Source organism: Tuberibacillus sp. Marseille-P3662 (genome assembly GCF_900178005.1).
Taxonomy (GTDB): Bacteria; Bacillota; Bacilli; order Bacillales; family Sporolactobacillaceae; genus Marseille-P3662.
This window is the reverse complement of record NZ_FXBS01000006.1, coordinates 37,559-52,613: the sequence shown is the minus strand read 5'-3', so window position 1 is coordinate 52,613 and position 15,055 is coordinate 37,559. Positions and strand designations below refer to the sequence as shown.

Genomic DNA, 15,055 nt, shown 5'->3' with positions numbered 1-15,055 from the left:
TTCCATTTTTCTTCATCCATGCTTGTCCCCCTTGTCAAAGCATTAAAAAAAGCCCTTAATGGGCTTTTTTAAAAGTATTTTCAGGCTGCTGATAGACATAAATTTTCGCTGTCCTATTGAGTTTTGCCCCAACAACAACTCCTCCAAAGAGTGTTTTTTGTCCGTTTTTTGGGTTCGTATAAAGATAAACCGATTCCGGTTCCCTAAATCCGTCTAGCCAGCTTCCGTCAGGCTCACGGCCAAAATCGCATTCCACAATCCCTTTGATTTTGCCCGTCCTCATATCAAAACGGATAATACGCCAAGGATCTGCGATACCATCCTTGTTTGAATCTCCCGTGTACCAGTAAAGATCGTAACCATCAATGGTCATTCCTTGCATCGTTTGAGTATACTCTTCGGGAATATCTAGTTTTGCCAACACTTCGTCCACACCATTTTTAACATCCTGTAGTCTTCGTAATTCGACCGACTGAGTATCGTGTTTGTTAGTAACTCTTAAAGCAATTGTATCATTTTTTTGGTCAATCGCTGGCGTTGTATATAGATCATTAAACTTATTATATTCCGCCATTTCACTTCCATCGACTGTTGTCCCTGGTTGATACGGGAAACGTACCAATTTACTGTTACCATTTACATCCGAGTAATTGGACCATATATACACTTTCCCATTAACATTCTCAATTCCAAAAGTTGTCCCATGTCCTCCATATTTACATGCCATCCAATCAATTATTTCTCCGTTTTGATTAAGGCGTACAATACGAAAGGACTCAATGTCACCACTACCCAGATGGTTGTCCACTTGTGTAGCGTATATATATCCGGTTGTCTCATCAATCACCATACATTGCAAAACAGTAGGCCCATATAGGTCCAATATCGTAAAATAGATGGGTTGAATAGTCGTATAATCAATAATTGGCTCGCGTTTTCCTGTAGAACGTTTTATGTTGACTTCATGGGCGTGCCAGTTGAATACTTGTTGTGATGCCATTTGATCACTTATTGTAGCTAGTGCGAATACTAGTGAGAAGATTTTGATCACTTCCTTTGAATAAAACTAATTAAGTGTAATATTCTCCCCATATAATTCCTTTATGCACTCTCAAACCCTTCATATAGGTAATCGTAGGTCTGGTCGTCCGCTTGACCTTACATTCTTAGACATCCATAGCCTCCCTTTTCGGCAATAAAAAAAGACCCCTAATTGGCGCCTCTACAAAACGGTATGTTGTCTTTGTTCTTCTTGAATGAACTTACAGCCAAGTCCTGCTGATAATAAAATAAGTACAATGGGGCAAAGAATGATACCTGCAATAAGCATGTCTTCCGACCACCTTTCACTACTTTTATTATCCCTATCTTTACCCTAAGCATACCGGCTTAATATTAAGTAAGTTTGTGTCCGTCATTAAGACATCTTAAAGAAAAGCAATACTTTTAACCCATTAAAATAGACCTATTCTTTAGGACTGTTTTCCGCTTCCGGAACCGCTTCTGCATTTTTAGGTTCTTCATATTTTGCGATAATTTGCTTCATACTTTGAAATTCTTGCTGTTGTTCGGCTATGATCGCTTCACAATATGCCTTTTCATGTGTCAATCTCGTTATATCACCGCTGAGTGAATTAATCATATACTGTTGGTTTGGTTGTTGATTCATTTTAAAACCTCCATTTTAGCTTGCTTGATTTGCGTCAAGTGTTTCAACTTTGTTTTTTAGGTCCTGAACGCTTGGGATAAGTAATGTCCAAAGTCGGTCGTATTCAATGCCTTCAACTTCCCCTTGATAATCATGAGACACATAATCACTAAGCCCAACATCGATCAAGTCTTCTGCAACCAGCCCATAGTGTTTTTTGAGCGGAGGGATATCAATTTTATCAATATCCACATCCTCACCTTTTTCTTTTCTATCCAAGTAGTCAGGTACTGTTCTGTCGCTGTTTTGTCGTACCATGACTTCGGTTTCAGCTGAAGGATCCTTTCGGCAAAGTCAGGTGTTTCGATTTCTTCAATGTCTAATTTGTACTTGGTAGCTGACGTTGCTCGTCCGATTGTTCCGTAGCTAGTGATATGCATATTAGCTGACGAAGAATAAGTTCGTTCATAAATATCTTTTGAATATATTTGCGGACCCGACCCATCAACATCTACATAAATACCGCTGCCGTGACCCGATTTGTCGGTACGTAAATTAACTAGATTTTCTCCCGTGAAAAAGGTTGTGTCACTAGTTCCGTGGTAAGAACCATCCGTCCAAACACTGCCGTATGTTATATCGAATCTACCCCCAACGTCTATGTTAAAACCAGTACTCGACATAATATACGGGATATTATCCAATGGATGGTTACCAACATAAAAGTTGTATTCTTCACCTCTATTCGATTCTGATTCTCTAAGCACACTGAATTCGTGGACTGCATCATCAAGAGCGCTACTCATAATGCTATGAATTCGTTTTGTTGTTCCTTCACTATAATGTTCACGTAGTTCATTGATCCATTGTTGGTACTCTTTCCTTGAAATATCTTTGAGCCGATAATTTCCCCATCGAGTGTTGATATTAAGTCTCACAACACGTTCTTGAACACTGTATGTGATAGGTTTAAGAAAAGGTTTTTTATAGGTTTCTAGCCAATCATACATAAATTTATTAATTAATTCATCGCCATTTTCAGTGAACCCATGAATGGGGAAATCTGTATAGAAAATAATACGGTAAATAGTAAACAAGACACTAATGAAGCAAATTTAAATTCAGGTCAATTGACTATGTATGAGTTCTTTTCTTCTGACGGAGTCGTGGGGGAAGAGAAATATAGGACAACAGTAAATTCGGCTGGGTTTGGTATAACAAAGTATATACCCATCTCAAAAAATTAAAATACCAAAAGATGATAACAGTAAACATTCAATTAAATATTTTTCTAGAGATGAATTGAGTGAGTTTTTGGGGGTTTTTGGGGGTTTTTGAGGGCTGTTAAAAAGCCACAAAAAAACGCTAAGTATCAACACTCGATACAGAATTATGTTTTATTTTTTCTCTTGTCTAGGACGGGTCTTAGAATCGGTGAAGCATTGGCCCTTACATGGGATGATATTGATATCGATCAACAAACATTGACCGTGGATAAAACACTTGTTTATCCGCTCAATTCATCGGCATACGTATCATCACCTAAGTCAAATTCAAGTTTAAGGACTATTAAAATTGATGATCAAACAGTAAACGTACTCAAAAAACATCAGATAAACAGAAAGGAAATATATCTTAGATATCAAAATTATGAACAACCATCAAATAATATTGTGTTCCATCAACATAATAGTCGTTGGCTTCGGACTAATGTCGTCAGAGATTACTTTAAGACAGTTTGCAAACGTGCTGGGGTTCGAGTGCTATCACCACATGCTTTAAGACACACTCATGCTGTCTATCTTCTTGAAGCTGGTGCTAACATCAAATATGTATCTGAACGCCTTGGACATTCAAGCATAAAAATGACCGCTGACACATACCTACACGTCACTGAAAAGATTGAAAATGACGCTTTGGACATGTATCAACGGTACATTAATAATTAAAACTTGGGCAAAAGTTGGGCAATTACCCTTTTAGATTACCAAAAACATTGCCATGACGGACTTAACCGATACTGCCTTCCATCTCGAATTTAATAAGACGGTTCATTTCAACGGCATATTCCATTGGCAGTTCTTTTGTAAATGGCTCAATAAAGCCCATGACGATCATTTCCGTTGCTTCTTCCTCTGATACGCCACGGCTCATAAGGTAGAAGAGTTGTTCTTCAGATACCTTAGATACTTTCGCTTCGTGTTCCAAAGAGATGTTTTCATTCAAAATCTCGTTATAAGGAATCGTATCCGAAGTGGATTCATTATCCATAATCAATGTGTCACATTCAACATTCGACCGGGCATTGCTGGCTTTACGGCCAAAGTGAACCATGCCGCGGTAAGACACTTTACCACCGTCTTTGGATATCGACTTAGAAACGATTGTTGATGACGTGTTCGGCGCCAAATGATGCATTTTCGCACCTGCATCTTGGTGTTGACCTTTACCAGCAAGAGCAATCGACAACGTATTGCCGCGTGCACCTTCACCTTTAAGGAGTACCGAAGGATATTTCATCGTCAACTTCGAACCAAGGTTGCCGTCAACCCATTCCATCGTTGCATTTTCGTAAGCTTCTGCACGCTTTGTAACAAGGTTATAAACGTTGTTAGCCCAGTTTTGAATGGTCGTATACCGGCAGTAAGCATCTTTTTGTACAGAAATTTCAACAACCGCACTGTGTAACGAATTCGTTGTATAGACTGGAGCTGTACAGCCTTCAACATAGTGTACGGATGAATCTTCATCAGCAATAATGAGAGTTCTTTCAAATTGACCCATATTTTCAGAATTGATCCGGAAATAAGCTTGTAGAGGGGTTTCACATTTGACCCCTTTCGGCACATAAATGAAAGAGCCGCCAGACCAAACAGCCGAATTTAATGCTGAAAATTTATTATCGGAATAAGGAATCACTGATCCAAAATATTTTCTAAACAGCTCTTCGTTCTCCTGAAGCGCTGAGTCTGTATCTTTGAAAATAATACCCATGTCTTCGAGGTCTTGTTGCATATTGTGATAGACAACTTCCGATTCATATTGGGCGGAAACACCAGCAAGATATTTCTGTTCTGCTTCAGGAATCCCAAGTTTGTCAAAGGTTTGTTTGATTTCAGCTGGAACTTCATCCCATGAGCGCTCTGTATTTTCCGAAGGCTTCACATAGTAAGTGATATCGTCAAAATCCAGATCGTTTAGATTGCCGCCCCACTGCGGCATCGGTTTTTTATAGAAAAATTCCAATGCTTTCAAACGATAGTCTAACATCCATTGGGGTTCATTTTTTCGTTTCGAAATATCTTCAACGACTTCTTTTGTTAAGCCACGATCCGTACGATATACCGAGACGTCTTTATCACTAAAGCCATATTGGTAATCACCGATTTCCGGCATTTGTTTGGCCATAGATACACCCTCCTTGGGAAATAATACTAACATTCAATGATCTTAATTCTCATTATAACATAATAATCGTTCTTATAAAGGACCATGAATTATTCCTTATCTTCACTTAATCCTTTTTCCATTGCCTTCCATGCGAGTGTCGCGCATTTAATACGGGCTGGGAACTTCGAGACACCTTCTAAGGCTGCGATGTCACTTTCCTCAATTTTATCATCATCAAAATCTTTACCTTGCATCATATCGGAAAATACGTGTGACATATGCATCGCTTCATCCACATCTTGCCCTTTTACCGCATCCGTCATCATAGATGCTGACGATAAGCTAATGGAACAACCTTCACCAGTGAATTTAGCATCGCTAATTTTTCCGTCTTCGACTTGCAAATGCAATTGGATGCGATCACCACAGGTCGGGTTATTCATATTAATGGTCATCTTACCATCATTATCAATCGTTCCCTTGTTTCGTGGATTTTTGTAATGATCCATAATCACTTGGCGATAAAGCTGTTCTAAATTGTTAGAGGACATTGCCGAAAAACTCCTTTGTTTTCTGAAGTCCTTTGACAAGGGCGTCAACGTCATCCTTTGTATTATACAGATAAAAACTGGCGCGCGCTGTAGCCGTAACATCTAACCATTTCATCAATGGCTGAGCACAATGGTGACCGGCACGTACAGCAATGCCATCCGCATCCAATACCGTTGCTACGTCATGGGGATGGACATCTTTCATATTAAATGTGACAAGACCGGCACGTTCATTCGGACCATAGATTTCCAAATCATCTACTTTTTCTAACTGATTAAATGCATAACTCAATAATTCTTCTTCGTGTTGATGCACTGTATCCATACCAATATCATTTAAGAAATCAATGGCCGCTGACAACCCAACCGCTCCGGCAACATGAGGTGTGCCAGCTTCAAACTTCCACGGCAATTCCTTCCAAGAAGCATCATAGTAATCGACAAAGTCAATCATTTCACCGCCCGTTTCGACCGGTTCCATTTGATTCAGAAGGGCCTTCTTACCGTAAAGAACACCTATGCCAGTTGGACCTAGCATCTTATGACCCGAAAACACGTAAAAATCAGCATCGAGATCAGTCACATCAACAGACATATGTGGTACACCTTGCGCACCATCGACAACGATCACAGCCCCATGACGATGGGCGACCTGAGCTGTCTCTTTTATAGGATTAATCGTTCCAAGCACATTTGATACATGAGCCATAGCAACAATTTTTGTACGGTCTGTAACCGTTTCGTTAATGTCTTCAACCGTTACCGTGCCATCGGCCTGCATCGGAATATACTTTAAAGTCGCTCCTGTCTTTTTCGCAACCTGCTGCCATGGAATTAAGTTGGCGTGATGTTCCATCGGTGTGAGAACAATCTCATCACCTTCACTGACAAAGTCCAATCCATAGCCATAAGCAATTGTATTAATCGACGTCGTCGTTCCTCGAGTAAAAATAATTTCTTCAGTACTTGAGGCATTGATAAAAGCACGAACGTTTTCCCTGGCACCCTCATAAGCATCGGTTGCCCTTGTTCCTAGCGTATGCACGCCACGGTGGACGTTTGAATTATAACTCCTGTAGTAATCATCAAGAGCAGCAATGACTGATTCCGGCTTTTGTGAAGTTGCGGAACTGTCCAGATAAACGAGTGGATGACCGTTGACATCTTGATTTAAAACGGGAAATGATTGACGAATGTCTGTGATATCCATCAGTTAACTTTCCCTTCAACAACTTCTACTAACTGCTCTTTAACTTCATCAATAGGAAGTTGATTAACAACAGGGGCCAGAAAGCCGTGAATAATTAACCGTTCCGCCTCAGTACGACTAATTCCTCGACTCATAAGATAATAAAGTTGAACAGGGTCAATTCGACCGACAGAGGCCGCGTGCCCAGCTTCAACATCGTCTTCATCAATTAACAGAATAGGGTTAGCATCACCGCGGGCTTTTTCACTTAACATCAGGACACGTTGTGTTTGATCGCCGTAGGCCTTAGATGCTCCATGTTCAATTTTCGTAATACCATTAAATATAGAATTGGCCGCTTCTTTTTGCACTCCATGGATCAACAAGTTACTCTCTGAAGCTTTGCCAAAGTGCTTAACATTGTTAGTAAAGTTTTGTTTCTGGTCATTATTGGCAATGCTGACAGCCTTCGTATGACCGATTGATCCGTCACCGACCAAAGCTGTATAGTTCTCAGAAATCGTGTGTCCATTGTTCAAATGACCGATGGCCCACTCGATTTGACCGTCCCGACTAACATAAGCACGACGATTCACATAAGTTGTCACATCGCTAGACAAGTTATCAACAGCACCAAATTCCACTTTAGCATTGGCCCCAACATAAACTTCCGTTACCATATTAGCAACAGCACTGCCTTCTTGTTGCTCTGATAAATAGTTTTCAACGTAAGTCACTGAGCTGCTTTCTTCAGCGATCACAATGACATGATTAATAAAACCAGCATTGGCGCTATCTTGGTAATATAAGCTTTGCAACGGTACTTCAACATTCACATTTCTAGGTACATAAAGGAATGTTCCGCCGTTAATAAGAGCAGCGTGTAAAGCTATCAAGCGATCCTCATCATAATTAATGGCTTCAGAGAATAAATATTTCTTAATTAAGTCACCATGTTCTTGAACAGCGGTCGCAAAGTCAGTAAAAATAACACCTTTATTTTTCAGATCCTCTGACAAAGTTTGAATGGTGCTTTGACCGTTGTGATGAACAAGAAGGTTTCCCGAAGTATCCCCTTGTCCAACCAAAGATTTAATATGGTCTGGTAAATCGTCAACAGACCGTAAAGAAGAGGTCTCTACTTGGTGTTCAAAATCCGTAAAATTCCAACCGACAATGCGTGTTTTCTCCGGTTTTGGCATTGGCAGCTCTTGAACACGACTGAGAGCATCTAGGCGCAAATCGGTTAACCATTGCGGTTCATTGCGTTCCTGTGAGTATTTTTCAATATATTGTGCGTCAAATTGAAGCTCTTCTGTTTTCGTCGCCATATGAATCCTCCTACCTTATATTGACTCTCCTATACCCTTTTATGCGTCTTGTCCAACTGTTTCATCTTCAATTCCTAGTTCTTCTTTTATCCAATCATATCCTTCAGCTTCAAGACGTTGGGCAAGTTCTGGGCCGCCTGATTTAACAATGCGCCCTTGCATCATAACGTGTACCTTATCAGGAGTAACATAGTTTAGCAGGCGTTGATAGTGTGTGATAATGAGACAACCGAATTCTGGATCGCGCATTTGATTAACGCCCTTAGCGACAACTTTCAAAGCATCAATGTCAAGACCGGAGTCGATTTCATCTAGAATCGCAATCCGCGGTTCAAGCATCATAAGCTGAAGAATTTCATTCCGCTTTTTCTCACCACCGGAGAAACCTTCATTCAAATAACGTTGTGAAAACTCTTCATCAATATCTAAAAGATCCATTTTATTATCTAAATTCTTGATAAACTTCATCAATGGCACTTCATTACCTTCTTCACGGCGAGCATTAATCGCTGTCCGAAGGAAGTCGGAATTAGTGACGCCGCTGATTTCGCTTGGATATTGCATGGCTAAAAACATGCCGACACGTGCGCGCTCATCAACATCCATCTCTAATACATCTTCACCATCAAATGTCACAGAGCCCTCTGTTATTTCATAAGTCGGATGACCCATGATTGCAGAAGCCAAAGTGGATTTACCTGTACCGTTGGGGCCCATAACAGCGTGAATTTCACCGCCATTAATTTCTAAATTAAATCCTTTAACAATTTCTTTATCCTCAATGGAAACGTGAAGATTTTCGATCTTAAGATTTGGTGCAGACATAGAAATACCTCCATTTTTCTGATCAGTTTCTATAGAAACGTCCTTGTATAGGTAAAGAACTTTCCATAATTTCCTACCAATAAATTAAGGATGCTATTATCAATTTATTATCATTCTAATCTTAAATCAAATTTAAATACATATCAACTATGAAGAACGGTTGATTGCAAAAAAAAAGAAAAAAACCAGTGATCACCACACTGGTTTTTTCCCGTTCTTGTTTATATTAATTATAATCTGCCTTCACGTTCAGCTGCCATTTTCGAACATTGCTTGTAGTCTTTCTCGCGATCTCTTTCCACTCGGATCCTTTTTTCAATACTGTTAGCATATTCGGCATAACCGAGCCCGTGTGACTGTTGCATGGCTTTCTCCATTTCGCTTGTGTGCGTTACCCTTATTTTTGATTGGGTGTGGATAACAAACCATTCCTTTCAAAATTTTATGATTATAGGTTATCACGAGTGTTTGTGATCCACAATTATGATATAGCGGTATTTATTAGCGTTAAATAATCTGACATTCGCTTGCCTTCACTGAACAGCGCTAAAGTTAAAATTCCTGCTACATTCTTGGAATTCTGGAACGTCCTAATGTTTAACCGGAGTGATTTCAGATATCGCTTCTTGGACGAGGGTTACTCCTTGACTCATAGCTGCACCGCCGCCAAAGGCTGCCGCCACAGCAATGGACTCCAAAATTTCTTCTTCAGTACAACCTTGATCAAGGCATCCTTTCGTATGATAAACGATACAATACTCATCTTGCGAGCAGATGGAGATCCCTAATGCGATCAGTTGTTTTTGTTTCTGGTCAAGAGAACCGGCTTCAAAACAAGCTTCGGTAAAATCCTTGTAGCTGTTCGCCAATTTAGGATTTTTTTCTGAAAAAGTGCCAATCCCAGCTTTATAATCATGCAAAATAGCTTGAGTTAGCGTCGTGGGTTGTTCATGATGTTCTTGTTGCACAGTAAAAACCTCGCTTTAAAGTATTTTACGCTAGTAGTATGTCGCAACTTCTATAGCGCATGCGAGGTTTTTTACTGATGGATCTTTGGAATTTATGCCTTGGTTCGATATTCCAGATTATGTTGCTTGAGTGTATGATCGGCACCGAACAAGAAATGTTTTTCCATGTCAGGTGAATAGTTAGAATTTAAAGTTGTTCTGCCAACGGCTTCAGCCACTTCCCTTAACATTGAAGGTGAGGCGCCACAACAAAGACCAAGATAATTGACACCTAGGTCCTTCGCTTCTTTTGCCCAACTCGCTAACTCATAGCGATTACAATATAAGGGATCCAGCGAAGTTGGGAACGTTGTCTCTGTTGGAAGATGACAACTGCACCCCCCGTCTGGTAAGTTAAAAAATGTTGGATATTCCTCCGTTGTCCTATACGGAACAGGGAGGCCGCCTACGTATCCGTCAACCGATTCACGAATTTTCCTTAGATAAGGTTGCATGGTTTTCGGCCCCCGGAAGCAATTCATACCGACGACAGTCGCGCCATGATCTTCTAAAATTTTACACGATTCTTCGGCCATATAGCCGTCCCTAAGCCTATTCTCACCCATAAGACCTAATGTAATGACAGCAGGAAGACCTTGCTTCTGTACTTCCTCTAATGCAATCAACGCTTCTTCATGATAATAAAATGTTTCACCGTTGATGAAGTCAACGCCTTCATCAACGCACCAACTAATCATTTCAGCAAACATGTCTCGAATTTGCTGTTTAGATGCCTCATTATCTGGATTAAAAATATTGGTATTGGAGATATTCCCAGCAACTAAGGCTTCCTCTTCCGGGTGTTCCTGCGCAACTTCTTTAGCCAAGCGAATGGCTTGACGGTTAAGCGGTTCTAACAAATCTTCCTTGTCAATAATCCGCATCTTTTCACGATGAGCATTGTAAGTAAATGCTAATACAACATCGGAACCCGCATTCATATAATCCCGATAGGTTTGCTTCAATGCCTCAGGATTATCAAGTGCCACTTCAGGTACAAAGGATCCTGCCTGCAGATAACCTCGACGTTCCAACTCAAACAAGTAACCTTCACCGCAAATCACAGGGCCTTCTGCTAATCGTTCGCTTAAACTTCTTTTCATCGGCTGTTATCCCCTTTTGTTATAGGCTATGTTAAAGGTCATTGTTGTTGTTTGCCCTTCGTTGATTGGAGAGGAAGGCGTGAGACTCCTGCGGGAAAAGCAACAGCTGAAGACCCCGCAGGAAGTGGTTGTCTTCCGAGGAGGCTGAAGCGTTGCCCGCGGAAAGCGAACGCCTGGAGCTAGAATCAACAGTTACGTTTAACAGAGCCTTATTATAAAAATCACCCAATCGTTGACGGATTCGCTTGCTTGACAGCATAATCAAGTGCTGTATCTAACGCTGCAATTAAATCATCGATGTTTTCAATTCCTACAGATAAGCGAACTAAATCTTCGGTAACACCAGAATTTTTGAGTGCCTCATCACTCAGCTGCTGATGTGTGGTTGTTGCTGGATGAATGATTAAGGATTTGGCATCACCAACGTTAGCCAAGTGCGACCACAGATCAATATTATTGATTAACTCTCGACCCGCTTGACGACCACCTTTGATACCAAATGTGACGATTGATCCTGCACTGTTATCAAGATACTTATCAGCCAGCTCATACGCCGGATGTTCAGGAAGACTTGGATGTAGCACCCAATCTACGTTTTTACTATTTTTTAGGTATTCAGCGATTTTTTCCGCATTGTCATTATGCGCTTTAATTCTTAGATGCAAAGTTTCAAGTCCTTGTAATAGTAAAAACGCATTAAATGGACTTAAAGCCGCCCCTGTATCTCTTAAGAGTTGGACTCTTGCTTTCGTAATAAAAGCCGCCGCACCCAAATCTTGGGCATAGCGCAAACCATGGTAACTTTCATCAGGTGTCGTAAAATCAGGGAAGCGTCCGTTAGCCCAATCAAAGGTCCCTCCGTCGACAATCACACCTCCAATTGAGTTACCGTGACCGCCTATCCATTTTGTTGCTGAGTGAACGACGATGTCGGCTCCCCACTTAATCGGTTGGCAAGCATAAGGCGTTGCAAATGTATTATCGACAACTAAAGGTATACCATTATCGTGCGCAATACCAGCTACCGTTTCAATATCCAGAACATTCAAACTAGGATTACCGATAATTTCTGCAAAAACAGCTTTTGTTTTATCAGTTATTGCTGACTTAAGTTGATTGCTATCATTGGGATCCACGAACGTCACATTGATTCCATATCTAGGAAGTGTATTCGCAAAAAGACTATATGTTCCGCCATATAATTCCGAAGCTGCAACAATTTCATCGCCACTTTGAGCCATGGTCAAAATAGCATAAGTAATCGCTGCTGCCCCTGATGCGGTTGCTAGCGCACCGACACCACCTTCCAATTGCGCTAACCGATTCTCAAACACCTCAACTGTTGGATTATTGATGCGGGTATAAATGTTTCCCGGCTCTTCTAATCCGAATAGAGCCTGCGCATGTTCAGTGCTGTTGAAAACATAAGATGTGGTTTGATAAATAGGTACAGCTCTCGCTCCTGTCGCTGAATCTGGTTCCTGTCCACCGTGTAATAACACCGTTTCTAACGCATACTGCTTGTCTTGATCTGTCATAAAACAATACCCTCCTATATTTTCGGCCAAAAAGCCGGTATTCAATGAAAAAAAACCTCTTACCTTGAAAAGATAAGAGGTTGGGATATGGGCCTATCTTATCTTTCAGGCATGATACCTGCAGGATTTGGCACCTTTCCGGAACAATTTCCGGGGTTGCCGGGCTTCACAGGGCCAGTCCCTCCACCTCTCTGGATAAGAATCACTTTATTAAGTTAACGCATCAACTTATTAATAAAAATAATACCAATGCCCAAATATTTTGTCAATGCATTTTTATCAAAAAACTAAAAAATTATTAAAACCCCTGCCTAAGAGACAGAGGTTATTCAATCAGATCACTAACCTTATCTCTCAAGCCTTCTGCCTGCAGGATTTGGCACCTTTCCGGAACATCTCCGGTGGTTGCCGGGCTTCATAGGGCCAGACCCTCCACCTCTCTGGATAAGAAACATTTAATATTATTCTGAATAATAGCGCTATACAATTGGATTGTCAACTATATTATTTTAAGGCATGATAGTATTAGTGACTATCTGAAAGGTGTTGAAAATCATGAAAGCACCCGACTTTAACCTCATTAATGCTCAAACAAATGAATTCGTATCACTATCGGACTATCAGGGAAAGCCCGTAATGATTACATTCTGGGTATCATGGTGTCCTGATTGTCAAAAAGACCTACCAAAGAAAACAAATTTTTACCAAACAATGGATCATGATGCCTTAGCCTTTCTCACGATTAATGTTACAGGCAGAGAAGCGGATGCCGCTAATGGCGTTGAATTCATGAACAATCACGAGTTACCGTTTCCAGTTTTAAAAGATAATGGGACAACCACTTATGATGATTATCAATGCAGCGGGGTGCCCACAACCGTGATTTTAGATCAGCAGCATAACATCTTCGATTCGTTCGGTGACAAAGCGTCCTTTTATGAGATTATCCGGTCATTATCAATGGTTATGAAATAAGTGGGACTTGTGACCTGTTAACAAAAAAAGCGATTCGAGCGCTAGCAAATGGTTCTGGCTACCTTGTGTATTAAGGTGGCCATTTTTTTGCAATGAAAGCATAGGTTCAGCGCCTGTCATAGCTGCTTCAATCACTTTATCCTGACCGCTCAAAAACACATCAGCCGTTTCGGGATTAGACTCAAGGACGTGACCCCCTTCTTGGTTCAGTCGCATCCAGACTTGTTCATGGGTTGATTGGATATTAATAGTCATCGGCTTATCTTTATACAACGGCTCTAAAACCGGTTTTAATGAAAGGGTATGGATAAAAGCATCTAAAATTTCTCTAAGTATCATTTTACACCTCTTTTTTCAACACGGATAGGTTGACCTTTGCCAGGCGATTGAATTCCCTTCTTTTGTCTATGTTCATGGCCTTGATGTTGAGTAACCTTTGCTTTGCCTTGCTGTTTTTCCTTATGTTTATTCTTCTCTTGTTTGTTCTTCTCTTGCTTGTTCTTCTCTTGTTTATCCTTGGCTTGTTTGTTTTTCTCTTGTTTGTTTGTTGAGGATTGATGACCTTTCTTAGAGTCGTTCGCCATCGAATGATGCTGCCTTTCGGTAGCTGCTTTTTTAGAATCTGCTTGATGATTGGATGACTGACTTTTCTTAGCCTTTTGACCATGGGTCTGTTCAGCAGATTCATTTTTGTTTTGACGGTCCTTCGCCAATAACCCTTTATTCGCTGGTTTTGGGTCAGTCGAATTTGAAGGAGGGGGAGTATTTAATTCTGCAACACTTAAAGTTTTCGCCTTCTCTAGGGTCAATTGACGATTTTGCTTTTTTGCATCTAAAAAAGTCAGGTACTTTCCCGCAGACATACCTTTTTGCTTTGCCTTATTTCTGATAGCCATCGTAGTTTTAACAAACTTAAACGCATCGGTCGGCATATTCTCAAGCTGCTGTTTCGTTTTATTAACAACCGATGAAATAGTTTTCAAATACCTTTGCTTTTTGTCCTGATTAATATCATCCGTTAAAGCAGCGGTAACAACAATGTTTGACTGCTGCTTTACATAATCTTTTTGTTTCACATTTTCCACTAGCTGATCCATAAAGGCTTTCAAGGACATGTCCTTATAGTCAGTACTATCGCCAATGATTGTTTTGGCGTCATGATTAACGGCTTTGACGGTAACGATGCGCATGTCTTCATTAACCCCTGCTTCAATACTAGGATTAAGATCAAAGCTAATATAGGCCGCAACCGCATTACTCTGTAAGGGCTTAAAAAATAAGAGGAGTGCAATAATAAGAGATAAGCATGCGGCAACAGCAGGAAATATTTTCTTTATGCTGTTCATGCGGCGATTCATCACATGTGCAGGCTGAATGGTTTGACCAATGATAACATGCTCCGGTTTTCTCAACCGAATGGATTCAAACGTTCCATCATGAGTTAGTATGACACCGCGTCGACCTTTTTTTTCTAGTAGAACTCCGCGGCTCAATTACC

16 protein-coding genes and 2 riboswitches are annotated in these 15,055 nt (G+C 40.6%); of the genes, 2 read left to right on the top strand and 14 right to left on the bottom strand.

The window, feature by feature from the left end; translation table 11 throughout:
• Positions 1–55: 55 nt before the first annotated feature.
• From B9Y89_RS08745 to B9Y89_RS19375, 3 genes are all read right to left on the bottom strand, one after another.
• Positions 56–1,000, bottom strand: a complete 945-nt coding sequence (locus B9Y89_RS08745; protein WP_139822776.1) for a phage baseplate protein — start codon at positions 998–1,000, stop codon at positions 56–58.
• A 465-nt stretch (positions 1,001–1,465) separates the two neighbouring features.
• On the bottom strand, positions 1,466–1,669 hold the full coding sequence (locus B9Y89_RS08740; RefSeq protein ID WP_085522859.1) for a hypothetical protein: 204 nt from the start codon (positions 1,667–1,669) through the stop codon (positions 1,466–1,468).
• A 164-nt stretch (positions 1,670–1,833) separates the two neighbouring features.
• A complete protein-coding gene (locus B9Y89_RS19375) occupies positions 1,834–2,745 on the bottom strand; it encodes an N-terminal phage integrase SAM-like domain-containing protein (protein WP_254901226.1) in 912 nt (303 codons plus the stop codon).
• Between the two features lie 237 nt (positions 2,746–2,982).
• Between B9Y89_RS19375 and B9Y89_RS08730 the strand changes: the two genes are divergently transcribed.
• Complete coding sequence (locus B9Y89_RS08730; protein WP_254901225.1) at positions 2,983–3,597, top strand: site-specific integrase; 615 nt, start codon at positions 2,983–2,985, stop codon at positions 3,595–3,597.
• 61 nt (positions 3,598–3,658) lie between these two features.
• On the opposite strand, the gene sufB is transcribed toward B9Y89_RS08730, so the two are convergent.
• The 9 genes from sufB to B9Y89_RS08690 form a co-directional block, all read right to left on the bottom strand.
• On the bottom strand, positions 3,659–5,056 hold the full coding sequence (sufB, locus tag B9Y89_RS08725) for a Fe-S cluster assembly protein SufB (protein ID WP_085522857.1): 1,398 nt from the start codon (positions 5,054–5,056) through the stop codon (positions 3,659–3,661).
• An 89-nt stretch (positions 5,057–5,145) separates the two neighbouring features.
• Positions 5,146–5,589, bottom strand: a complete 444-nt coding sequence (gene sufU, locus B9Y89_RS08720) for a Fe-S cluster assembly sulfur transfer protein SufU (RefSeq protein ID WP_085522856.1) — start codon at positions 5,587–5,589, stop codon at positions 5,146–5,148.
• Positions 5,579–6,799, bottom strand: coding sequence for a cysteine desulfurase (locus B9Y89_RS08715; protein WP_085522855.1), 1,221 nt, complete (start codon positions 6,797–6,799; stop codon positions 5,579–5,581). The genes sufU and B9Y89_RS08715 overlap by 11 nt, the downstream gene beginning before the upstream one ends.
• Entirely contained in the window at positions 6,799–8,109 is a 1,311-nt protein-coding gene (gene sufD / locus B9Y89_RS08710) for a Fe-S cluster assembly protein SufD (protein WP_085522854.1), read from the bottom strand. Before sufD ends, B9Y89_RS08715 begins: the two co-directional genes overlap by 1 nt.
• Positions 8,110–8,148: 39 nt before the next feature.
• Positions 8,149–8,934, bottom strand: a complete 786-nt coding sequence (sufC, locus tag B9Y89_RS08705) for a Fe-S cluster assembly ATPase SufC (RefSeq protein ID WP_085522853.1) — start codon at positions 8,932–8,934, stop codon at positions 8,149–8,151.
• A gap of 230 nt (positions 8,935–9,164) precedes the next feature.
• Positions 9,165–9,299: a hypothetical protein gene (locus tag B9Y89_RS19370; protein WP_254901224.1), complete on the bottom strand. Its 135-nt coding sequence runs from the start codon at positions 9,297–9,299 to the stop codon at positions 9,165–9,167.
• 225 nt (positions 9,300–9,524) lie between these two features.
• Positions 9,525–9,902, bottom strand: coding sequence for a carboxymuconolactone decarboxylase family protein (locus tag B9Y89_RS08700; RefSeq protein WP_085522852.1), 378 nt, complete (start codon positions 9,900–9,902; stop codon positions 9,525–9,527).
• A gap of 92 nt (positions 9,903–9,994) precedes the next feature.
• On the bottom strand, positions 9,995–11,044 hold the full coding sequence (locus B9Y89_RS08695; RefSeq protein ID WP_085522851.1) for a homocysteine S-methyltransferase family protein: 1,050 nt from the start codon (positions 11,042–11,044) through the stop codon (positions 9,995–9,997).
• Positions 11,045–11,265: 221 nt separating this feature from the next.
• On the bottom strand, positions 11,266–12,582 hold the full coding sequence (locus B9Y89_RS08690) for an O-acetylhomoserine aminocarboxypropyltransferase/cysteine synthase family protein (RefSeq protein WP_085522850.1): 1,317 nt from the start codon (positions 12,580–12,582) through the stop codon (positions 11,266–11,268).
• A gap of 95 nt (positions 12,583–12,677) precedes the next feature.
• Positions 12,678–12,784: riboswitch (SAM riboswitch) on the bottom strand.
• Positions 12,785–12,926: 142 nt separating this feature from the next.
• A riboswitch (SAM riboswitch) is annotated at positions 12,927–13,033 on the bottom strand.
• A gap of 104 nt (positions 13,034–13,137) precedes the next feature.
• Here B9Y89_RS08690 and B9Y89_RS08685 point away from each other — a divergent pair.
• On the top strand, positions 13,138–13,557 hold the full coding sequence (locus tag B9Y89_RS08685) for a TlpA disulfide reductase family protein (RefSeq protein WP_085522849.1): 420 nt from the start codon (positions 13,138–13,140) through the stop codon (positions 13,555–13,557).
• On the opposite strand, the gene B9Y89_RS08680 is transcribed toward B9Y89_RS08685, so the two are convergent.
• On the bottom strand, positions 13,540–13,896 hold the full coding sequence (locus B9Y89_RS08680; protein ID WP_085522848.1) for an SCP2 sterol-binding domain-containing protein: 357 nt from the start codon (positions 13,894–13,896) through the stop codon (positions 13,540–13,542). The genes B9Y89_RS08685 and B9Y89_RS08680 overlap by 18 nt on opposite strands.
• On the bottom strand, positions 13,893–15,050 hold the full coding sequence (locus B9Y89_RS08675; protein ID WP_085522847.1) for an anti-sigma-I factor RsgI family protein: 1,158 nt from the start codon (positions 15,048–15,050) through the stop codon (positions 13,893–13,895). The genes B9Y89_RS08680 and B9Y89_RS08675 overlap by 4 nt, the downstream gene beginning before the upstream one ends.
• Positions 15,051–15,055 lie beyond the last annotated feature (5 nt).